Source organism: Streptomyces sp. NBC_01433 (assembly GCF_026340105.1).
GTDB lineage: Bacteria > Actinomycetota > Actinomycetes > Streptomycetales > Streptomycetaceae > Streptomyces.
Map to the genome: position 1 here is coordinate 656,541 of NZ_JAPEPM010000001.1, position 21,043 is coordinate 677,583.

At 72.0% G+C, this 21,043-nt stretch carries 16 protein-coding genes and 1 tRNA gene; 8 read left to right on the top strand and 9 right to left on the bottom strand.

From position 1 onward, the window contains the following. Positions 1 to 355: 355 nt before the first annotated feature. From thrB to OG413_RS02810, 6 genes are all read right to left on the bottom strand, one after another. Positions 356 to 1,273: a homoserine kinase gene (thrB, locus tag OG413_RS02785; protein ID WP_266802820.1), complete on the bottom strand. Its 918-nt coding sequence runs from the start codon at positions 1,271 to 1,273 to the stop codon at positions 356 to 358. A gap of 324 nt (positions 1,274 to 1,597) precedes the next feature. Then, on the bottom strand, positions 1,598 to 2,668 hold the full coding sequence (gene thrC, locus OG413_RS02790; RefSeq protein WP_266802821.1) for a threonine synthase: 1,071 nt from the start codon (positions 2,666 to 2,668) through the stop codon (positions 1,598 to 1,600). Positions 2,669 to 2,674: 6 nt separating this feature from the next. Further along, the gene (locus tag OG413_RS02795; RefSeq protein ID WP_266802822.1) at positions 2,675 to 3,976 is read right to left on the bottom strand and encodes a homoserine dehydrogenase; all 1,302 of its coding nucleotides are present in this window, start codon (positions 3,974 to 3,976) and stop codon (positions 2,675 to 2,677) included. A 96-nt stretch (positions 3,977 to 4,072) separates the two neighbouring features. Further along, positions 4,073 to 5,464: a diaminopimelate decarboxylase gene (gene lysA / locus OG413_RS02800; RefSeq protein WP_266802823.1), complete on the bottom strand. Its 1,392-nt coding sequence runs from the start codon at positions 5,462 to 5,464 to the stop codon at positions 4,073 to 4,075. 21 nt (positions 5,465 to 5,485) lie between these two features. Next, on the bottom strand, positions 5,486 to 6,658 hold the full coding sequence (nrtL, locus tag OG413_RS02805; RefSeq protein ID WP_266802824.1) for an ArgS-related anticodon-binding protein NrtL: 1,173 nt from the start codon (positions 6,656 to 6,658) through the stop codon (positions 5,486 to 5,488). 55 nt (positions 6,659 to 6,713) lie between these two features. Continuing rightward, entirely contained in the window at positions 6,714 to 7,205 is a 492-nt protein-coding gene (locus OG413_RS02810; RefSeq protein ID WP_266809842.1) for a response regulator, read from the bottom strand. Between the two features lie 148 nt (positions 7,206 to 7,353). Here OG413_RS02810 and OG413_RS02815 point away from each other — a divergent pair. Both OG413_RS02815 and OG413_RS02820 read left to right on the top strand, forming a co-directional pair. Beyond that, positions 7,354 to 7,425: transfer RNA gene (locus OG413_RS02815), tRNA-Arg, on the top strand. Positions 7,426 to 7,788: 363 nt separating this feature from the next. Then, entirely contained in the window at positions 7,789 to 8,418 is a 630-nt protein-coding gene (locus OG413_RS02820) for a hypothetical protein (RefSeq protein ID WP_266802825.1), read from the top strand. Positions 8,419 to 8,454: 36 nt separating this feature from the next. Here OG413_RS02820 and glyA read toward each other — a convergent pair whose 3' ends face one another. Continuing rightward, positions 8,455 to 9,756, bottom strand: coding sequence for a serine hydroxymethyltransferase (gene glyA / locus OG413_RS02825; RefSeq protein WP_266802826.1), 1,302 nt, complete (start codon positions 9,754 to 9,756; stop codon positions 8,455 to 8,457). 461 nt (positions 9,757 to 10,217) lie between these two features. On the opposite strand from glyA, the gene OG413_RS02830 reads away from it, so the two are divergent. Continuing rightward, positions 10,218 to 11,732, top strand: a complete 1,515-nt coding sequence (locus OG413_RS02830) for a hypothetical protein (RefSeq protein WP_266809844.1) — start codon at positions 10,218 to 10,220, stop codon at positions 11,730 to 11,732. A gap of 13 nt (positions 11,733 to 11,745) precedes the next feature. On the opposite strand, the gene OG413_RS02835 is transcribed toward OG413_RS02830, so the two are convergent. Together OG413_RS02835 and OG413_RS02840 are read right to left on the bottom strand one after the other, a co-directional pair. Then, a complete protein-coding gene (locus tag OG413_RS02835) occupies positions 11,746 to 13,530 on the bottom strand; it encodes a serine/threonine-protein kinase (RefSeq protein ID WP_266802827.1) in 1,785 nt (594 codons plus the stop codon). Positions 13,531 to 13,679: 149 nt separating this feature from the next. Next, positions 13,680 to 14,810, bottom strand: a complete 1,131-nt coding sequence (locus tag OG413_RS02840) for a Ku protein (protein WP_266802828.1) — start codon at positions 14,808 to 14,810, stop codon at positions 13,680 to 13,682. A gap of 59 nt (positions 14,811 to 14,869) precedes the next feature. On the opposite strand from OG413_RS02840, the gene ligD reads away from it, so the two are divergent. The 5 genes from ligD (at position 14,870) to OG413_RS02865 (ending at position 20,943) form a co-directional block, all read left to right on the top strand. After that, positions 14,870 to 15,766: a non-homologous end-joining DNA ligase gene (gene ligD, locus OG413_RS02845; RefSeq protein ID WP_266802829.1), complete on the top strand. Its 897-nt coding sequence runs from the start codon at positions 14,870 to 14,872 to the stop codon at positions 15,764 to 15,766. A gap of 309 nt (positions 15,767 to 16,075) precedes the next feature. Then, complete coding sequence (locus OG413_RS02850) at positions 16,076 to 18,376, top strand: HEAT repeat domain-containing protein (protein WP_266802830.1); 2,301 nt, start codon at positions 16,076 to 16,078, stop codon at positions 18,374 to 18,376. Further along, entirely contained in the window at positions 18,373 to 18,690 is a 318-nt protein-coding gene (locus OG413_RS02855) for a zinc-ribbon domain-containing protein (RefSeq protein ID WP_266802831.1), read from the top strand. The genes OG413_RS02850 and OG413_RS02855 overlap by 4 nt, the downstream gene beginning before the upstream one ends. A gap of 160 nt (positions 18,691 to 18,850) precedes the next feature. Continuing rightward, positions 18,851 to 19,639 carry a hypothetical protein gene (locus tag OG413_RS02860; protein WP_266802832.1) on the top strand — a complete coding sequence of 263 codons (789 nt, stop codon included), beginning with the start codon at positions 18,851 to 18,853 and terminating at the stop codon, positions 19,637 to 19,639. Next, positions 19,636 to 20,943: a HAMP domain-containing sensor histidine kinase gene (locus OG413_RS02865; protein ID WP_266802833.1), complete on the top strand. Its 1,308-nt coding sequence runs from the start codon at positions 19,636 to 19,638 to the stop codon at positions 20,941 to 20,943. The genes OG413_RS02860 and OG413_RS02865 overlap by 4 nt, the downstream gene beginning before the upstream one ends. Positions 20,944 to 21,043: the final 100 nt, after the last annotated feature.

Below are 21,043 nucleotides of genomic sequence, written 5' to 3' on the forward strand. Positions count from 1 at the left end.
CTTCTGGCTCGGCGACCGGTTGTGCTGTCCGACTACGGTCTGTGATCTTGGATCGCGGACCTTGCCGGGGCGGTGGTCCGCCGGGTACGGCGGAGAGATGAATGTGCGGGGTCCGGCGCGAGATCCCCCTGCTCGGCCCACTCCTGGAAGAGCGAGGGGTGTCGTGCCGGTTCCGGAGCGTGCTCGAAACTGCTCAGGCAGGCTGCTCAGGCAGTTGGGGAGGCTCCCGGAAGAATGGTGGTCCCGGAGGGGGACACGAAGCAACGCGCCACAAAGACGTCGGTTGCAGACTTGAGGTTAACACTACCGGCTCCAACAAACATTCCCCCTCTCACTCACCGGCAATCACATGCGGCTACGGGGCGAGCGGCAGGACACTCGCGCCCTTGGCGTCGAGAGCGAGCCTGTTCGCCGCCCATCCCTCGCCCGCCAGTCGAGCGACCTTGTCGGCCGAACCCTCCTCCGTCAGCGCGAGCACCGTGGGGCCCGCGCCGGAGATGACCGCGGGGACGCCGTCGGCGCGCAGCCGGTTCACCAGCTCCAGGCTTTCCGGCATCGCGGGCCCTCGGTATTCCTGGTGGATCCGGTCCTCGGTGGCGGCCAGCAGCAGCTCGGGGCGCTCGGTGAGAGCCGCTACGAGCAGGGCCGCACGACCGGCGTTGGCCGCGGCGTCGACGTGCGGGACGGTGCGCGGCAACAGACCGCGGGCGGTCTCGGTGAGCACTGGCCTGCCCGGCACGAAAACCACCGGAACGACGGAATCCGAGGCATCCATCCTGATTGCCCTGGCCGCCCCGCCGTCCATCCAGGCGAGCGTGAAGCCGCCGAGCAGACAGGCCGCGACATTGTCGGGGTGCCCCTCGATCTCCGTGGCCAGCTCCAGCAGCGCCGCGTCGTCGAGGCGGGCGTCGCCGCCTATCGTCACGGCGCGGGCGGCGACGATGCCGGCGCAGATGGCGGCGGAGGAGGAGCCGAGGCCCCGCCCGTGCGGAATGCGGTTGGCGCAGACGATTTCGAGGCCGCGGGGCTGTCCGCCGAGCAGATCGAAGGCGGTGCGCAGGGAGCGTACGAGCAGGTGGCTCTCGTCGCGGGGCAGCGACTGCGCACCCTCACCCGCGATGTCGATGTGCAGCCCGGAGTCGGCGACCCGGACGACGACGTCGTCGTACAGCCCCAGCGACAGGCCGAGGGCGTCGAAACCCGGGCCCAGATTGGCGCTGGTCGCGGGGACGCGCACCCTGACGGCGGCAGCTCGGAACGCGGGACCGGCCATCGGTTGGACGACTCCTTGTAAGACAGCGGGGATGCGGTGCGGTGTGGCTGTGCGGCGGTGGGGGTGGTGTGGGGCGATGACTGCGGGGTCGCGGCTGCGGAGCAGGGGCGCCGGACGGTGCGACATCCGGACGCCGACCCGACGGCCACGGCGGCACCGCACCGCGGCACATGCGGCGGGGCGGTTGCATACAGCTTATCGAAGGAAGGTTCTGTCGCGACATAGGGCGCACAGGAGGCGCACGATGCGTGTCGCACGCCTCCTATGCGCTCTCCGCCCCGAAAAGGGGCGGTTGAGCATGTTTCCCGCGATCGGGCGCGAGAGTTACGCGAGGCCGAGCTTCTCGGCCGCGGCGGCCGCGTCGACCGGGACCGTGACCGGCTGCGGGGCGCCCGCGACGGCCCAGTCCGGGTCCTTGAGGCCGTTGCCGGTGACCGTGCAGACGATCTTCTGGCCGGGGTCGACCTTGCCCTCCTCGGCTGCCTTGAGCAGACCGGCGACGGAGGCGGCCGAGGCCGGCTCCACGAAGACGCCCTCCTGGGAGGCCAACAGCCGGTACGCGGACAGGATCTGCCGGTCCGTCACCTCATCGATGAAACCGCCCGATTCGTCCCGCGCGGCCAGGGCGTACTGCCAGGAGGCCGGGTTGCCGATCCGGATCGCGGTGGCGATCGTGGAGGGGTCCTTGACGATCTCGCCACGCACGATCGGCGCGGAGCCGGAGGCCTGGAAGCCCCACATGCGCGGCGCGTGGGTGGAGACCCGGTCGCCGGCGTATTCCGTGTAGCCCTTCCAGTACGCGGTGATGTTGCCCGCGTTGCCGACCGGCAGGACGTGGATGTCCGGGGCGTCACCGAGCGCGTCGACGATCTCGAACGCGGCGGTCTTCTGGCCCTCGATACGGACCGGGTTGACCGAATTGACCAGCGCCACCGGGTAGTTGTCCGAGAGCGAGCGGGCCAGGGTCAGACAGTCGTCGAAGTTGCCGTCGACCTGAAGGATCTTGGCGCCGTGGACGAGCGCCTGGCCCATCTTGCCGAGCGCGATCTTGCCCTGCGGTACGAGGACGGCGCAGACCATTCCGGCCCGTACCGCGTACGCGGCGGCGGAGGCGGAGGTGTTGCCGGTCGAGGCACAGATGACGGCCTGCGCACCTTCCTCCTTGGCCCGGGTGATCGCCATGGTCATCCCGCGGTCCTTGAACGAACCGGTGGGGTTGGCGCCCTCGACCTTGAGGTGCACCTCGCAGCCCGTGCGCTCGGAGAGGACCTGCGCCGGAACGAGCGGCGTACCGCCCTCACGAAGCGTGACAACGGGCGTCGTGCTCGTGACCGGAAGACGGTCCCGGTACTCCTCGATGATGCCGCGCCACTGGTGGGTGCCCTTGCTGGTCATGGGTCCTTACTCCCCTTCAACACGCATGATGCTGGCGACACCGCGCACGGTGTCGAGCTTGCGCAGCGCTTCGACGGTCCCGGAGAGGGCGGCGTCGGGCGCGCGGTGGGTGACGACGACGAGAGATGCCTCGCCGCCTCCGTCCTGACGGCCTTGCTGGCGCACCGTGTCGATCGATACGCCCTGCTCGGCGAAGACCGTCGCGACCTGGGCGAGTACGCCCGGCTTGTCGGCCACGTCGAGGCTGATGTGGTACCGCGTGACGACGTCGCCCATCGGGCTGACCGGCAGACGTGTGTAGGCGGACTCACCGGGGCCGGGGGCCTCGTTGAGCTTGTTGCGGCAGACCGCGACCAGGTCGCCCAGGACCGCGGAGGCGGTGGGCGCGCCACCGGCGCCGGGGCCGTAGAACATCAGCTGCCCGGCGGCCTCCGCCTCGACGAAGACCGCGTTGTACGCCTCACGGACGGAGGCCAGCGGGTGGCTGAGCGGGATCATCGCGGGGTGCACGCGGGCCGTGACCGACTGCCCGTCGGCGGCGCGCTCGCAGATGGCGAGCAGCTTGACCGTGCAGCCCATGCGGCGTGCGGACGCGATGTCGGCGGCGGTGACCTCGGTGATGCCCTCGCGGTGCACATCGCCGATGCGTACGCGGGTGTGGAAGGCGATACCGGCGAGGATCGCGGCCTTCGCGGCGGCGTCGAAGCCCTCGACGTCGGCGGTCGGGTCGGCCTCGGCGTACCCGAGGGCGGTGGCCTCGTCGAGCGCCTCGGAGTAACCGGCTCCGCTCGTGTCCATCCGGTCGAGGATGAAGTTGGTGGTGCCGTTGACGATGCCGAGCACCCGGTTGACCTTGTCCCCCGCGAGGGACTCGCGCAGCGGGCGTACGAGCGGGATGGCACCGGCCACGGCCGCCTCGTAGTAGAGGTCGCGGCCGTGCTTCTCGGCTGCCGCGTGGAGTGCGGCGCCGTCCTCGGCGAGCAGCGCCTTGTTGGCGGAGACGACGCTCGCGCCGTGCTCGAAGGCGGTCGTGATGAGTGTGCGGGCCGGCTCGATGCCCCCGATGACCTCGACGACGACGTCGATGTCGCCCCGTTCGACCAGGGCGGTCGCATCGGTGGTGATCAGTGCGGGATCGATTCCCTCCCGCACCTTCGAGGGCCGGCGGACGGCCACCCCGGCGAGCTCCACCGGCGCGCCGATGCGCGCGGCGAGGTCGTCGGCGTGCGTCGTCATGATGCGCGCCACCTCTGAGCCGACCACTCCACAGCCCAGCAGCGCCACCTTCAGCGGACGCGTACGCATCATCCGACCTCGTTTCTCATACATACTCATGTGTGGACCAGTCTCACTCACCGGACGGGCGTTTCTGCCACCCGTCCGGATCCTGAGATAACTATTTCATCAGCCGACATCGAGGCGCAGGAGATCTTCTTCCGTCTCACGTCGGACGATCACGCGCGCCTCTCCGTCCCGCACGGCGACGACCGGCGGGCGCAGGGCGTGGTTGTAGTTGCTCGCCATGGAGCGGCAGTACGCGCCGGTGGCGGGCACGGCGATCAGGTCGCCGGGCGCGAGGTCGGCGGGCAGGAACGCGTCCTTGACCACGATGTCCCCGCTCTCGCAGTGCTTGCCGACCACGCGGACCAGCATCGGTTCGGCGTCCGAGCTGCGCGAGACGAGCGCGACGCTGTATTCGGCGTCGTACAGCGCGGTGCGGATGTTGTCCGACATGCCGCCGTCGACGCTGACGTACGTACGCAGCCCTTCGAGCGGCTTGATGGTGCCGACCTCGTAGAGCGTGAACGCGGTGGGTCCGACGATGGCGCGGCCCGGCTCGACCGAGATGCGCGGGGTGCTCAGATTCGCGGACTCGCACTCGCGGGTCACGATGTCGGTGAGCGCCTTGGCGATCTCGTGCGGCTCGCGCGGGTCGTCCTCGGAGGTGTACGCGATGCCCAGCCCGCCGCCGAGGTCGATCTCGGGCAGCTCGACGCCGTGCTCGTCGCGCACCTCGGCGAGCAGCTGCACCACACGCCGTGCGGAGACCTCGAACCCGGCCATGTCGAAGATCTGCGACCCGATGTGCGAGTGGATGCCGATCAGTTCGAGCCCGTCGAGGGTCAGCGCCCGCCGCACCGCTTCGGCGGCCTGTCCGCCGGCCAGCGCGATACCGAACTTCTGGTCCTCGTGGGCGGTGGCGATGAACTCGTGGGTGTGCGCCTCGACGCCGACGGTGACCCGGATCTGGACCCGCTGGCGCAGGCCCCGGCTCTGCGCGATGTGGGCGACCCGGACGATCTCCTGGAAGGAGTCGAGCACGATGCGCCCGACGCCCGCCTCGACGGCCCGCTCGATCTCGGCGACGGTCTTGTTGTTGCCGTGGAAGGCGATCCGCTCGGCGGGCATCCCGGCGTCCAGCGCGGTGGTCAGCTCACCACCGGAGCAGACGTCGAGGTTGAGCCCTTCTTCCTGGAGCCAGCGCACGACGGCGCGCGACAGGAATGCCTTCCCGGCGTAGAAGACATCGGCACCGGGCCCGAAGGCGTCGGCCCAGGCGCGGCAGCGGGCGCGGAAGTCGCTCTCGTCGAGGAAGTACGCCGGGGTGCCGAACTCCTCCGCGAGGCGGGCGACTTCGATCCCGCCGACGGTGAGCGCACCGTTCGCGTCGCGGGTGACGGTACGGGACCAGACCTTCTCGTCCAGGACGTTCAGATCGGTGGCCGGGGCGGTGTAGTGCCCCTCCGGGAGGACGTCGGCGTGACGGGGCCCGGCGGGGTGTGCGGATCGGCTCATCGTGTTGCTCTCTCGGGTCTCTCAGAGGTGTTCGGGCGCGCTGATACCGAGCAGGGACAGGCCGCCGGCCAGCACCGTCCCGGCGGCTTCGGCAAGGGCCAGCCGGGAACGGTGGGCGGCCGAGGGTTTCTCGTCGCCCATGGGGAGCGGAGGACAGGAGTCGTGGAAGGCGAAGAAGGCGCGCGCCACCGCTTCGAGGTGCCGGGCGAGCCGGTCCGGCGCCCGGTGCCGGGCGGCGGCGAGGAGGACGCCGGGGTGGTCGGCGAGGAGGTCGAGCAGGGCGTGGGCATCGGGATGGCGGGCGTCGGCGTCGTACGCGCCCGTGTCCGTGCCGTACGCGCCCGTGTCCGTGCCGTACGCGCCCGTGTCCGTGCCGTACGCGTACGGGTCGTACGGGTCCGCGCCCGTGTCGTACGCGCCGTCGAAGCCGAGGAGCGCCGCGCCGCGGGTGAGGGAACGGGCCCGGGAGTGGGCGTACCGCACCAGGAAGAGCGCGTTGGCCTCGCCCTGGACGAGAAGGTCGTCGCCGAGCGGCGCCCGGTCGTGCCCGGCGGGCCGCAGCAGCCCCCATCGGGTGGCGTCGGGCCCGAGCCGCTCCAGCAGCTCCCCGGCTTCCGCACCTGCGGGAACAGGCCGTATCGCGGTGAGCGGGGCGGGCGGAATCCCGTGGGCGTCGACGCCGACTCCGAGCCGCTCCCAGTCGGGGTCGGGCGCCTCGTCGCAGCTGATCCGCACCCGGGCGCCCTGCGAGACGACCAGCGCGCGCACCGCGTGGGCGCCGACGGCGGCCCGTACCTCTCGCGCATGCCGGAACTGGAGCACCTCCGCCCGGAGCGCGTCGCCGTGTCCGTACCGGAGCCCCCGCTCCCGCACCTCGCGCACCACGGCGCGGCGGGCGGCGGTATCGGCACCGGCGTCGAGGGTGAAGCTCAGGAACCCGGGCCCGGTGACGTCCACCCGCCCGATCCCGGGCTCGGCGGCGACCCGGTCCCGCAGGATCCGGGCGACCTCCAGCGCGGGCAGCGCGGCGGGCCCGGCGAGCTGGAGCGCGACGGCGCAGGCGTAGTCGCCGCTGCCGCCCGGCCGTGTCCTCTCGATCCGCACGCGCGCGGGCACGGGCGCGCGCAAGGCATCCTCGTCGACCGCGCGGCGCACAGCGTGCAGCACGGTCCGGGAGAGGTCGACGGGGGTCACGGGACAAGCGTATGGGAGACAGGGGGGCACTCCGCGACCCTGTTTCGCCATCCGGTCAGCCGCCCGCGCTTCCCGCGCTCCCCGCCCGCCCCGCACCGTGCCGCCCGTCCAGCTCCGGCGGGTCCTCCCCGCGCACCAGCCGGTGGACGATCCGCACCAGCTCACTCGGCTCGAACGGCTTCTCCAGAAAGACATCGACCCCGGCCGAGACCCCCGCGTCCACCTCGTACTGCGTGCAGGCGCTGATGATCGCGACGGGCAGATGACTCGTCCGCGGATCGGCGCGCAGCCGTGCGGCGGTCTGGAGACCGTCGAGCCGGGGCATCACGACATCGAGCGTGATCGCATCGGGGCAGACCTGATGCACCAGTTCCAGACACTCGACACCATCGGCCGCGGTCACGACCTCGAAGCCCTCAAGCTCAAGGTTGACCCTGATCAACTGCCGGATGACCTTGTTGTCGTCGACAACAAGCACGCGGCCGTACGCCCCTGACACGCTTCGAGAGTAGGTCGGCCGGAGGGGCTGCGTCCGGGTTTTGCCCACTTCCGTCCCCGGAAGAGTGGCGAGAAACCGCACCGACCGCCCCTTCGGGCATGGCCGGAAGGGTTTCCCGCGCCGCGGAAATACCTGTTCACGGACACCCCGCGGGAGCTGGTAGTGTTTCACCCGTCGCAGAGCAACACCGCGATACGCCCCCGTAGCTCAGGGGATAGAGCATCGGCCTCCGGAGCCGGGTGCGCAGGTTCGAATCCTGCCGGGGGCACTTCCGGACAGACCCTCTGACCAGCGGAAACGCTGAGCAGAGGGTCTTTTTTTGATGCCTCGACCTCTTCGCGCCTTTACGTACAGCACGTGTCGCCAGCGGCGGAGCGCGCCGTCCGCCGACGCGTACGCGATCCGCACGCCGGCCTCTGCCGATCGATGGGCACGCGTGCCCGCAGGGTGTTGGTGACCGGCTCGGACAGGGTCGACGCAGCGAAGGCGGGCGCCATTTCCGCCAACCACTACGATCTGGGCGGATCCACCTCGAATTACGGCCCTCTCCCTCAGCCGAATGAGCCAGGGCGTGAGGGCGACCGTACGGACCCCGGCCGTGAGCAGCAGGAAGGGCGATAGAGGTCCACCGATGAACAACTCCAGCAAGCACGGAGTCGGCGAGCAGCCCGCGCGTCGACGTCGGGTACCAGTCGTAGCCGTCGTCGCTCTGGTGGTCCTCGCATGCGTCGCCGCCGCGATCGGCGTGGTCGCCCACGTCTCCGACAAGGTCTCGTCGGACCTGTCGGAGCAGGAGATGACTTGCTGCTGGGAGGATGGAGCCACCCCGGTCTGGATGAGCGGGCAGCTGGGCATCCGCATTCCGGAGGCGGCATCGGACCGACGCGCGGGCTACAAGGTCGGACAGCGCTACGACACAGGCCTGCTGTCTTTCGTTCTGCCCAGCAAGGAAGCCGGGGTGTACACGGACCGACTTGTGCGGGAGGGAACCGAGATGACGGGGAACTCCCTTCCTGAGAAGAAGGATTACCGGCCCGCTGCCGCCTTCGCGCACCTCGGACTGACCGAGCCGGAAACGTTCGTCCGAGGTCTGCGGAGAACCAGCCTTTGCCCCGATGAACTCGAAACCCCTGAAGGCAAGTACCTTCAGCGTTGCGTCGACTTGTTCGCGCATGAGTTCAAGCCCGGCACCACGCGGATCTATGTCCGGTCGACCATCGAACCGTCCGTGACTCCGCCTCCGGCGAGCGCCGGTCCGTAGAGCGCCGGACACCGTTCCTGATCGCGTCGCCCCGCCTCAGCCCACCGGCAGGCCCGGGGCCGGGTAGCTGTCCATCAGGTCCTTCACCTCGGACCGGATCCTGGTGATGGTGGATTCGTCGCCCGTGCGGGATGCCTCGACCACCTGGTCGATCCAGCGCGCGACCGCGGCCATCGCGGCGGCGGGGATGCCGCGGGAGGTCAGTGCCGGGGTGCCGATGCGGATGCCGGAGGGGTCGAAGGGCTTGCGGGGGTCGTAGGGGACGGCGTTGTAGTTGACCACGAGGCCGGCGCGGTCCAGGGCCTTGGCCGCGATCTTGCCGGGGACGTCCTTGCCCGTGAGGTCGATCAGGAGGAGGTGGTTGTCCGTGCCGCCGGAGACCAGGTCGAAGCCGCGGGCGGAGAGTTCGTCGCCCAGGGCGCGGGCGTTGGTCACCACCTGGTGGGCGTAGGCGCTGAAGTCGGGGGTGGCGGCTTCCCTGAGGGCGACCGCGATGGCGGCCGTGGTCTGGTTGTGCGGGCCGCCCTGGAGGCCGGGGAAGACCGCGCGGTCGATCGCACGGGCGTGTTCCGCCGTGCTCAGGAGCATCGCGCCGCGCGGGCCGCGCAGGGTCTTGTGGGTGGTGGTGGAGACCACGTCCGCGTACGGGGCGGGTGAGGGGTGGGCGCCGCCCGCGATCAGACCGGCGATGTGGGCGACGTCGGCCACCAGGACCGCGCCGGTCTCGCGGGCGATCTCGGCGAAGCCCGCGAAGTCGATAGTGCGCGGAACCGCCGTACCGCCGCAGAAGATGAGCTTCGGGCGCTCGGCGAGGGCCAGTTCGCGTACCTCGTCCAGGTCGACGCGGCCCGTGTCACGGCGGACCCCGTACCGCACGCCCCGGAACCAGCTGCCGGTCGCGGAGACGCCCCAGCCGTGGGTGAGGTGGCCGCCCATCGGCAGTGCCATGCCCAGCACGGTGTCACCGGGCTTGAGGAAGGCCATGTACACGGCGAGGTTGGCCGGGGAGCCCGAGTACGGCTGGACGTTGGCGTGGTCCATGCGGAACAGCGCGCGGGCGCGCTCCGCGGCCAGGGTCTCCACCTGGTCGATGATCTGCTGGCCCTCGTAGTAGCGCTTGCCGGGGTAGCCCTCGGAGTACTTGTTCTGGAGCACCGTGCCGGACGCTTCGAGGACCGCCGCGGAGACGTAGTTCTCGCTGGGGATCAGGCGCAGGGTGTCCGCCTGGAGCTGCTCCTCGGCCACCACCAGGGCGGCGATGTCCGGGTCCGCCGAGGTCAGTGCCGGATGGCGGGGTGCGGTGGGGCCGGTGGGGGTGCCGGGTGCGGGGATGGTCATGGAAGTGGTCCTTCCGGGTCGGCCGCGTCGTGCGGCGTGGACCCGGATGCCCAGGCGGACGGCCCTCCGGAGATGACGCCCCGGGCGCACCCGGGGTGTGCCGCTCCCTCGTGGTCGTTTCCACGGAGCGCCCCTGCCGGGGCACGCGCCAGTCGCGGCACGTCGCAGTCTAAAGGCTGTCCCGTGTCCGGGACCCGTACCGAATCGCGTGCGAGGCGTGCGTGAATCGTGACGGAACGGGGCAGGTTCCCGGGGACCTTGTGAGGCTCGGCGGTGGGGGGACCGTTATGGAGTCCGGCGATCAGTACCCGGGATCCGGCAGTGGCGCGGGCGGCGGGCCCGGTGGTGGAGCGGGAAGCGGGTTCGGTGGCGGGCCGGCGCAGGGGCCCGAGGTGCTGTCGTCCGTTCCGCCTCCGCCTCTTCGTGCGCCCTCGATCGGGCCGCCGCCTCCCGGCTCCGCCCTGCGTTCCGTGGCGGTCGGGCTGCTCAATCTGACCGGGCTCGGCCTCGGTTACGTCCTGATGCGCAGATGGTTCCGGGCCGCGCTGTGCTGGGCCGCGGCCGGTGGGCTGCTGTTGGCCGCGCTGCCCGCCGATCCCGACGGCGTGCCGGGCGGTGTGCTCGTCGGCTTCCTCGTCGTACTGGCCGCCGCTGTCGCCGACGGGGCCCGGACCGCCCGGCGTTCGCCCGTGGCCGGGTCCTGGCGACCGGTCCTGGCCGCCGCGCTGGGTGTGGTGCTGCTGGCCGTCCCGGTGGGCGGGTTCGCCGCCTACGGCTCCGAGCGCGACGAGGCCGTCGAGCAGATGCTGCTGGACCGGCTGGAGAGCGGCGACAAGACCGTCCGGGCCGCGTCGGGGCAGCCGTTCGGCACGGCACGGGCGGAGTACCGGTCCGCGCTCGCCGTCTACCGCGAGCTGGGCGAGAAGCATGCCGGTTCACGGGCGGGGAAGCTCGTCCCGGCGCGGCTGAAGGCGTATTACGAGGCCGTCTCCGCGCCGTACCGGGAAAAGCAGCACTGCGCGGCCGTCGAGCCGTTGACCTATCTGCGGACGGTTCCCGACTCCGTCGACGCCGAATTGCTGGGCGATCTGGCCGGCTGGCCCGACACACCGCTCGCCGAGTCGCTGTACGTGTGCGGGGTGTCCCGACTCGGCGGTGTGGGCGGCGGCGGGACCGAACTGGGCGAGCTGCTGCGTACGTTCCCCGACTCCGCGTCGGCGAAGCAGGTGGGACCGGCGATATCCGGGAAGATCGGGGCGCAGGTGGCGGCGCTGAAGGGGAACGGGCCCTGTGAGGCCACCGCGGTGCTGCGCGGCCTCGGCACCACGGTCTCCGGGCTGCCCGGGACGGACATGCCCGCGCTGCGTGCCGACGCCGACAAGGGTGTCCAGGACGGGGTGTACGCCTGCGGGGTGGACGAGTTCGAGGACAAGAAGTTCACCGAGGCGCGGGAGACCTTGACCGGTTTCGCCCGTACGTACAAGAACGACAAGCGGGTGCGGCGGGCGCGGAACATCGCCATCGCCGCGGAGATCGCCGACGACCGGCCCTCGGCCGGCAAGCGGCTGCCACCGACCCGCAAGCCGGGCGGCGCCCGGATGGAGCTCGTCATCAGCAACGACGCGCCGAACGCCGTCGACGTGCTCTACACCGGCCCGGTCACCGGCACCGTCAAGCTGAGGGCCTGCGGCGGCTGCGAGCGGTACAGCGCGTCCACTGGACCGGTGCGGGCGTGCAAGGCCGGTGGCAGAAGCTACCCGAAGGCGACGCTCCGGCTCCCGGCGGGCACGTACCACTTCCTGTACAAGCACGGTTCGGGAGCGACCGCGGCGGTGGACAGCTACACATCGGGGTCGAAGATCCAGCCCGGCTATACGTACACCAGCTGCACCTATGTCATCGAGCGGAACCCCCTGGGCCTCGGCCTGCCCACGCTGCCGGACCCGTTCACTCCCGCTTCGGCTCCGCGGCAGTGAACGGACCGGGGCATCAGCCCTTCGCGCGCGGGTTCTTCTCGATGACCCGCCCGTCGAGGTGCGCGGTGAGGAAGGCGCCGCCGTACTTGTCCGAGACGTAGACCCGCAGGACCGGCTGGTCGTCGTGGAAGGGGGACGACGGGTCCACGATCACGTATTTGTATTCCGGATCGGGGACGTTGAGGGTCTTGTCCGCCGTGCGCAGCAGGGCGGGAAGCGCGTCCCAGTCCACGGAGAGCAGGTCGACGGAGGTCTCCCCCGAGGGGAGCGTGCCGCCCATGTCGTCGTTGGTGGCCTCGCCGTCCCGGTAGGTGAACTGGTCGTACAGCGTGGAGTTGGACTTGAGGGGCGCCTTGGCCGAGGCGTGCTCCTCGTGGACGGTGAAGTCGGTGACCTTCGTTCCGCCCATCAGCGGCTTCAGGGCCTTGATGGCGTCGAGCACGCCTTTCGGGGTCAGTAGATTCGCCGGCTCGGCCGGAGTGTCCGGCGTGCCCGGAGTGTCCGGCGTGCCCGCGGCGGGAGTCCCCTCGCCCGTGGACATCTTCGGCGTCGGTTTGCCGCTCCGGTCGCCCGAGGGAGTGCTCGCCGCGACGGAGGGACGGTCGTCGTCATCACCGGTGCCCCTGGAGGGAGGGACCAGCACCCAGATCAGGACGGCCGCCGACACCGCGGTGGTCACTAGGGAGCCGGTGACGGTGATCGTGCGGAGGCGGCGCCGGAGGCGGCGCTGCCGCTCCTGGTCCTCCGGCGTCAGGGTCTGCCGGTCGTAGGGACTGCCCGGCGCGGCGGGCGCGGCGGGCTCGGCGGGCTCGGCGGGCTCGGCGTGCGGCGCCGACGGTACGCGATCGGCGGGGGTCGGACCCGTGGGGGTGCGGTTCGCCGGGGTCAGCGGCAGCGTGCGCGCTGTTACGGGCGGGCCGGCGGGCGCGGCCGTGGGGGAAGCGGGTTCGCGGAACGTTCCGGCGGCCGCGTCCGCCAGCATCCTGTCCAGTTCCTCGACGCCGGGGCGGGCGGGTATGTCCCTGGTCAGCAGGGCGGTCAGGACGGGGGCGAGGGCACCGGCCCGTACCGGCGGCGGCACCTCCTCGTCCAGCACGGCCGCCAGCGTGGCGAGGGTGGTGGCCTTGCGCAGCGGATGACGGCCCTCCACGGCGACGTACAGCATCATGCCGAGCGACCAGAGGTCCGATGACGGGTCGCCCTCGGTGCCCCGGATGCGTTCGGGCGCGATGTAGTCGGGAGAGCCGATGAGGGCGCCGGTCATCGTCAGGCTGGTCGACTCGCGGATCGCGGCGATGCCGAAGTCGGTGAGGACCGGGCGGCCGTCGGCGCGGAGCAGCACGTTGGCGGGCTTGACGTCGCGGTGGTGGATGCCCGCCGCGTGGGCGGCGCGCAGCGCGGAGAGGACGCCCCGGCCGAGCTCGGCGGCCTCGGCCGGTTCGATGGGGCCCTGGGCCAGCCGCTCGTGGAGGGAGGCTCCGGGCACCAGTTCCATGACGATCCATGGGTAGCCGTCCTCGCCGGGGTCGACGATGTGGTGGACGGTGACCACGTTGGGGTGGTCCAGGCGGGCGAGCGCGCGGGCCTCGCGCAGCACCCGGGCGCGCAGCGTGCGGGCCGCCTCCGGGTCGTACTCCTCCAGGGCGGGGTCCGGGGGCCGGACCTCCTTGAGGGCGACATCGCGGTGCAGCGCCAGATCGTGGGCCCGCCAGACCATTCCCATGCCGCCGCTGCCGAGCCGCTCCACCAGCGTGAAGCGGCCGTCGATCACCCGTCCCGAGGGGGCCTCTGCGCTCATGCGCCGTAGCGTACGGGGGCGGTAGGACAGCGGCCGTCCGGGGCCGGGTCGGCTGCCCCGGACGTCCGCTGTCCTCATTTGAGGTGTTCCCCAATTGAGGTGTTCCCCGATTGAGGTGTTCCCCGATTGAGGTGCTTCCTAAGGGTTGTTCAGGCCGAAGCGCGCTTTCGGGACGAGGTCCCCTCCGCCTTCTTCGTGGTGCTTCGACTGCTGGACGCCGTCTTCTTCGCCGCGGTGCTCTTCGCCGCTGTCTTCTTCGCCGCTGTCTTCTTCGTCGGCGACTGCGCGGATGCCTTCTTGGCCGTTGCCGTGGACTTCTTCGCGCCGGTCGTCTTGGGGGCGGACTTCTTGGCGGTGGAGGCCGTGCCACCGCCCGAGCGGGTCACCGTCTTGCCGGTCGGAGTCCGGTGCGTCGTCTTCTGCGCCGTCTTCCGTGCCGGTTTCCGGATGGGATGGACCTCGGCCACCTCTCCCCCGGTCTCCTCCCCGTCCCCCTCCTCGCCGCGGGACTTCTTCGCCGCGCGGACGCTGTTCTCCAGGGCCGCGATCAGGTCGATGACCTTGCCGCCGCCGGAGTCCGCCGCCGCGGCCGGCTCCGTCGCCTCGCCGGATGCCTTGGCGGCGATCAGCTCCTCGACGGCCTCGCGGTAGTCGTCGTGGAGGGTGTCCATGTCGACCTCGCCGAGGGTGTCCATCAGGGCGTCCGCCAGGTCGAGTTCGGCATCGCGGACCGTCACGTCGGTCTCCGGGGCCACGCCCTCGGGGGCGCGGATCTCGTCCGGCCACAGCAGTCCGTGCATCGCGATGACGTCGTCGACCACGCGCAGCATGCCGAGCCGCTCGCGCCCGCGCAGCGCGTACTTGGCGACGGCGACCTTCTGACTGCGCTTCAGCGCCTCGCGCAGCAGGGTGTACGGCTTGGCGGCCGGGACGCCGTTGGCGGAGAGGTAGTACGCCGCGTCCATCTGGAGCGGGTCGATCTCGTCGGCGGGCACGAAGGCGACGATCTCGATCGTCCTGGCCGTGGGCAGCGGGAGGGAGGCGAGGTCGTCATCGGTGATCGGGATCATCGTGCCGTCGGCGTCCTCGTACGCCTTGCCGATCTCGGCGGTGGTCACCTCCTGCTCGTCCAGTTCGCACACCTTGCGGTACCGGATCCGGCCACCGTCGGCGAGGTGGATCTGCCGGAAGGAGATCGAGTGGTTCTCGGTGGCGTTCACCAGCTTGATCGGGATACTGACCAGCCCGAAGGAGATCGCGCCGTTCCATATGGACCTCACCGTTCACCCCTTTTGCCGGTAGTGACCTCTTAGGTCGCTTTTCGTGTGATTCTTATCGTATGACGCCCATCACGGAGGTGGAGGGGCGGCGCCTGGTGCTCAGCAATCTCGACAAGGTGCTGTACCCGGCCACCGGGACCACCAAGGGCGAGGTGCTGCACTACTACGCGGCCACAGTCGCGGGGGCGTTGCTCGCACATTTGTACGATCGCCCCGTGTCCTTCCTGCGCTATCCGGACGGGCCCGACGGCCAGCGTTTCTTCACCAAGAATCCGCCGCCCGGTACGCCCGGCTGGGTGCGTACGGCCGCCGTACCCCGCCATGAGGGGGAGCGCGCCCGGCAGGTGCTCGTCCAGGATCTGTCCTCACTCGTGTGGGCGGCGAACCTGGTGGTGGAATTCCACACTCCGCAGTGGCGGGCGGACGCACCCGGGATGGCCGACCGGCTGGTGTTCGACCTGGACCCCGGCACTCCCGCGAGCGTCGTGGAGTGCTGCGCGGTGGCGCTCTGGCTGCGGGAGCGGCTGGCCGCCGACGGGCTCCTCACGTACGGGAAGACGTCCGGGTCCAAGGGGCTGCATCTGCTCGTGCCGCTGGAGCCCACCCCTTCCGGCCAGGTGTCCGCGTACGCGAAGGGGCTGGCCGTGGAGGCGGCGGACGCCCTGCCCGAGCTGGTCGTGCACCGGATGACCCGGGCCCTGCGGCCGGGGAAGGTCTTTGTCGACTTCAGCCAGAACGCCGCCGCGAAGACGACCGCCACCCCCTACACCCTGCGGGCCAGAACCGAGCCCGCCGTCTCCGCGCCCGTCACCTGGGAGGAGATCGAGGGCTGCTCGGCACCCGGCGAGCTGGTGTTCCTGGCCGGTGACATGGCGGCGCGGCTGGAACGGTACGGGGATCTGCTCGCCCCGTTGACCGATCCGAACCGGGCGCGTCCGCTGCCCGTGGATCAGTAGGCCGTGTCCGCGGAGTTCCGCCTGGCCCGCGCGGAACTTCGCGGACACGGCCCGGACAGGGGCGGCTGTGGCGGGAACGGGCAGGCGGGACGCTGTTCGGTGGCGGTTCCGCCCCGTACCGTCCGGTGTTCCGGCCATGAAGTGGTCATGACCTGGTCACGGCATGAGGAAAGGCCGCAAGTGGTGGGTGGATTGTCCGGGCCGTGGTGCACACTCTGCCCAGACGCTTCTTCGGGGCGTGCCGGAAGGGTGTGCCGGAAGATTGTGCGCCGCTTCCGGGCGCTGCCGTAATCGTGGGGAGGGCATGGCGTGTTCGCGGGGATCGACGAGGTCGACTGGGCTTCGATGGAGCATGCCTACGGACCGGCCGACGATGTGCCCGGTCTCCTGCGGGGGCTCGCCTCCGCGGATCCGGCGGTGCGCGAGAGCGCGCTCGACGGAATGTACGGGGCGGTTCACCACCAGGGCGATGTATACGCCTGCACACTCGCGTGTATCCCGTTCCTGTTCGAACTGGCCGTGGATCCGGACGTACAGGACCGGGGCAGCGTGGTCGAGCTGCTCACCAGCATCGGCGGCTTCGATCTGGACGAGGACGACGAGGACGAGATCGATGAGGACGAGATCGAGGGCGCCGCGAACTACGCGATGGCGGCGGCTGCGGTCACCGCGGGGGCGGGGGTGTTCTTCGAGCTGATCGCCGACGAGGACCCCGGGGTGCGGCTCGCGGCCCCGCTGGCCCTCGCCACCCTGCACCGGCACCCGGTGCGGGTGCTCGCGCTGCTGCGGGAGCGGCTGCCGGTGGAGGCGGACGAGGAGGTACGGCTGGCGCTCGTCGAGGCGGCCGGGCGGGTCGCCCTCCGGCACCGCCCGCTGGCCGGGCGGGTGGCGGAATGGCTGAGCCTGCTGGCGGCTCAGGCGTACGCGCCGGGGCTGCGCCTGGCCGCCCTGGCCCAGCTGGCGCGCTGCGCCCCGGACGTCCTGCCCGGCGATGTCGTCCCGGTGGTCTCGGGGCTCCTGGGCGAGCTGCGCTCCACGACCGGCATGCCCCCGGACGCGAGGGCGGAGGCGGAGGCGCGTACGGGAGCGGAAGCCGGTACGGATACGGGCGCCGGCGCGGTCACGGGCGTGGAAGCGGGCCCGCCACCGGGAGCCGGCCCGTCGCCGGGAGCCGGTCCCTCGCCGGACGCGGGCCCGTCGCCGGACGCGGAGTCCGAGACCACGCCGGACTCCGAACCGGACGCGGAATCCTGTACCGGCGGGAAGACCCCCGTGGTGGAGCAGGCGCCGCCGACCCTCGTCGGGCAGTTCCGCGCCCTGTCCGCCGAGGAGTACGTCGGCCGCAGCGCCCCGTGGACCGCCGACCTGCTGCGCACCCTGCACGTCGGGCTCGACGACCGGGTGAACGACCGGACCGCCCTGCTCACCGACCAGCTGCGCAGCCCCGACCGCTGGCAGCGCATCGACGCCGTGCGGATGAGCGGCGGGCTGATCCGGGCCTGGCGCGGCTCGTACGACGGCCTCGTCCGGCTCGTCGGCGAGCAGCTCGCGGACCCCGAACCCCGGCTGTCCGACGCCGCCTCGCACGTCCTCGAAGAGCTCTTCGGCCTGGCGGCCCCCGCCGCGGACGCCCTGGCGGCACGGCTGGCCGCCGACCCCGGTGCGTGGGTCAAGGAGTGGGCCAGCGGTCCTCCCGGACTCGGCTCCACGGTGAAGGCACTGGCCCGCCTCGGCGATGCCCGTGCGGTGCCCGCGCTGGCGGCGGCGCTGGAGCAGCCCGAGGTGCCGCACGACGTGGGGTACGCCATCGGCCACCTCGGTGCCGCCGCCGCGCCGCTCGCGGAGGCGCTGCGGCGCAGGCTCGGCGAGGTCGGCCTCGACGAGGGGGCGTACGACCGGGCCAGCCCGCTGCTGTCCGGGCTGACCGGGCTGCGGGCGGGCGAGGCGGCGCCCGAGGTGCTGCGGGTGCTGCGCGGGGCGCCCGAGTACCGGGGCGAGTGGCTGCGTACGGCGGCGTTGCGGGCGCTCGGCTCGTTCGGGCCCGCGGCGGACTGTGCCGTGCCGGAGCTGCGGGCCCTGATCCGGCGGCCGGGGACCGTGGCGGCCACGGAGGCGGCCGACGCGCTGTGGGCGGTCGCCGGGGACGCCGACGCCGTGCTGCCCGTGCTGATCGAGGGCCTCCGGACGGAGCATGTGCACGACCGGCGGACGGCGGCGGCGGCGCTGGGCAGGCTCGGGCCGCACGCGCTGGTGGTCGCGCCCCGGCTGCGGGCGCTCCTGGAGCACGACGAGCTGTGGCTGCGGGTGGACGCCGCGATCGCGCTCTGGGAGGTGTCGGGGCGGACCGAGGAGACCGTTCCCGTGCTCCTCGCCGCCTGGGAGAAGAACCGGCATGTCCGAGTCCGGGTGGCGGAATGCCTGGCGCGGATGGGTCCCGCTGGTGCAGGCTCGGGAGCAGCGCACGTGCTGCGCGCCGAGCTCGTCTCCGTACGCCGCCACAACGCCATGGACGGCGGATACGGCAGTCACGACACGTACGAGGACGAGAGGCTCCTGGCACTGTGCCGGCAGGCGCTTCACGGGAAGACGGGGAGAGGGACCAGAGCATGATCATTTTTGGTACGCGGGGCTATCTGTACCAGTTGGCCATCCTGACGATGGTGTGCGGCTGGTGCGGCAATCCGGCCGCGCACACGCTGCGCAAGCGGGTCACGAAGTTCACGCTGTTCTTCGTGCCGCTGTTCCCGTTCTCGACGAAGTTCGCGACGCAGTGCACCTTCTGCGGCGGGGAGCAGCAGATCCCGAAGGAACAGGCCGACGCGCTGCTCGCCCAGCACCACGCCGGGCAGGACGGCGCCCCGTACGGCCAGGCGCAGCAGCAGCCCGGGTACGCACCGCCCGGACAGAACCCGTACCAGCGCTGACGGGGCCGGCGGGCTTGCCGGGCCGCAGGACCGCGGCCCGCGGTCGCCCGGACCGCCGCACCCCGGTATCGCCATATCTCCGCATAACATTATGAAATAGGCATTCAGCGTCCCTCTCCGTCTAGGGTGTAGGCCCTGTCGTCGAAGAGGAGGCCGAGCCGTGCGTCCGCACCACATTCCGACGCCGGCCCGCGCCGCCGCGGCCGTCGGCGCCGCGCTGGCGCTGCTCTCCGGCTGCGGCGCCGCCGGAGGGCTGGAGAGCGCCGGGCGCACGCCGTCCGCCGTCGAGCCCTCCCGGCTCTGGCCGGATCTGCCCGCCGCCTCGGCCGCCCCGTACGACTACGGGGAGGGCGAGACCGCCCGCATCCCCGGCATCCGGGTCCCGGACGGCAATGTGCGCGCGCTGGACCCGGTGGCCGTGGTGCGGGCGGGGCTGAAGGCCCACCCCGACCGGGACAGCGGCACCGACGAGCTCCCGGAGGAGACCGTCCGGCGGCTGAACACCTGCGGCGGACAAGCCGGCACCTGCCCGGTCCTCGCACCGTATTTCCGCGATCTGACCGGTGACGGGAAGGACGAACTCGTCCTGGGCATCACGCTGCCCGGCCACCAGCTCGCCGTACGGGTCTACATGGCCGACCGGGACGGGCTGATCCGGATCATGTCCACCGCGGACGCGGTGATCAGCGTGCAGCTGGCGGGCCGCGACCTGATCATGCGGTCACCTTCGGCGATCACCGGCTACGAGTACCGCACGGCCTGGACCTGGGACGACCGGCAGCACGCGATGCTGCCCACCCGGGACGAGATCCTGCGCATGCCCCGGCAGCGGAACCCGGCCGCCACCCCGTCCGCCTCACCGTCCCCCTCCGTCTCCCCGCCCGCGTCCGACGCCGGCTCCGACCCCGCACCGTCCGCCTCCGACGCCGTCTCCCCGGGGCAGCGATGAAGAGGCGCGGGCTTCGCACGCCCTCCTGGACCGCGTCCCTCACCTGGAAGTCCGCGGTCTTCCTCACCGTGATGTGCTGCACGCTCGCCGCCCTGCTCGGCGTCCTCGTGCACACCGCGGTGACCCGGCAGACGGTCGGCCACGCCCGTGAGAAGGCCCTGGACCGGCTGGAGGAGGTCACCAGGGCGTACGAGGCCGGGGAACCGCTCCCCCGGGGCTCCGGGGTCGATCCGGCGGGCCTGCCCGCGTCGCTGCGCGCCCTGGCCGTGCGCGGCGAGCAGGGCACGATGGTCACCGACGACGCGGGCCACCCGGCGATGTGGGCGGCGGGTCCGGCCGACGGCCGCGCGCTCGCCACCTGGATCGACTACAGCCAGAGCGCCCGCACGATCAGCGGCCTCGACCGGGCGATCGGCGGCTCCTCACTGCTGGCCATCGCCGCCACGCTCCTGGTCGGCCTGTTCGCCGTGAGCCGGGTGACCCGGCGGCTGCACCAGAGCGCCCGGGTGGCCCGCCGGATCAGCGCGGGCGACCTCGACGCCCGGGTCCACGACCCCCGTACCGCACGCCCGGCACGGGCCCAGGACGAGGTGGCGATCGTCGCGGGCGCCCTGGACACCATGGCCTCGACGCTCCAGCGCAAGCTGCAGACCGAGCAGCGGTTCACCGCCGATGTGGCGCACGAGCTGCGCACCCCGCTGACCGGGCTGTCGGCCGCCGCCGAACTGCTGCCGCCCGGCCGCCCCGCCGAACTCGTTCAGGACCGGGTCCGGGCGATGCGGTCGCTGACCGAGGACCTGCTGGAGATCTCCCGCCTCGACGCCCGTACCGAACAGATCGATCCCGCCGTGCACGAACTGGGGCCGGTCGCCGAGCGGGTGGTCCGGGCCTCCGGTACGGACACCGAGGTACGGATCACCGGCGCGGCCCGGGTCGAGACGGACCGGCGGCGGCTGGAGCGGGTGATCGGCAACCTGGTCACCAACGCCCACCGGCACGGCCGCCCGCCGGTGGTGCTGAGCGTCGAAGGGCCCGTGGTGACCGTGCGCGATCACGGGGCGGGCTTCCCGGCGTACCTGCTGGAGGGCGGGCCCCAGCGGTTCCGTACGGACGGCAGCGGGAAGGGCCACGGGCTCGGCCTGACCATCGCCGTGGGCCAGGCACGGGTGATCGGGGCGGAGCTGGTCTTCACTAACGCGGCGGACGGCGGGGCGGTGGCGCGGCTGACGCTGCCGCAGTACGTGCCGCCCGACGACGAGCCGGACCCGGACCCGGAATTCCCCGATACCCCACCGGCCCCCTGACGCCCGTGGGAACATCAGTGATGCCGACCGGTCCGCTGACGCGCATGGCGACATCCGGGCCGGGGCGCGGCACGCCCGCCGACCTGCCGCACTGCGGACG

Bases quoted from the DNA above. Each gene is read 5' to 3' on its own strand.
- thrB (WP_266802820.1), bottom strand. From the start codon at position 1,273: ATGGCCGGTCCCGCGTTCCGAGCTGCCGCCGTCAGGGTGCGCGTCCCC.
- thrC (WP_266802821.1), bottom strand. From the start codon at position 2,668: ATGACCAGCAAGGGCACCCACCAGTGGCGCGGCATCATCGAGGAGTAC.
- OG413_RS02795 (WP_266802822.1), bottom strand. From the start codon at position 3,976: ATGATGCGTACGCGTCCGCTGAAGGTGGCGCTGCTGGGCTGTGGAGTG.
- lysA (WP_266802823.1), bottom strand. From the start codon at position 5,464: ATGAGCCGATCCGCACACCCCGCCGGGCCCCGTCACGCCGACGTCCTC.
- OG413_RS02820 (WP_266802825.1), top strand. From the start codon at position 7,789: ATGAACAACTCCAGCAAGCACGGAGTCGGCGAGCAGCCCGCGCGTCGA.
- glyA (WP_266802826.1), bottom strand. From the start codon at position 9,756: ATGACCATCCCCGCACCCGGCACCCCCACCGGCCCCACCGCACCCCGC.
- OG413_RS02835 (WP_266802827.1), bottom strand. From the start codon at position 13,530: ATGAGCGCAGAGGCCCCCTCGGGACGGGTGATCGACGGCCGCTTCACG.
- ligD (WP_266802829.1), top strand. From the start codon at position 14,870: ATGACGCCCATCACGGAGGTGGAGGGGCGGCGCCTGGTGCTCAGCAAT.
- OG413_RS02855 (WP_266802831.1), top strand. From the start codon at position 18,373: ATGATCATTTTTGGTACGCGGGGCTATCTGTACCAGTTGGCCATCCTG.
- OG413_RS02865 (WP_266802833.1), top strand. From the start codon at position 19,636: ATGAAGAGGCGCGGGCTTCGCACGCCCTCCTGGACCGCGTCCCTCACC.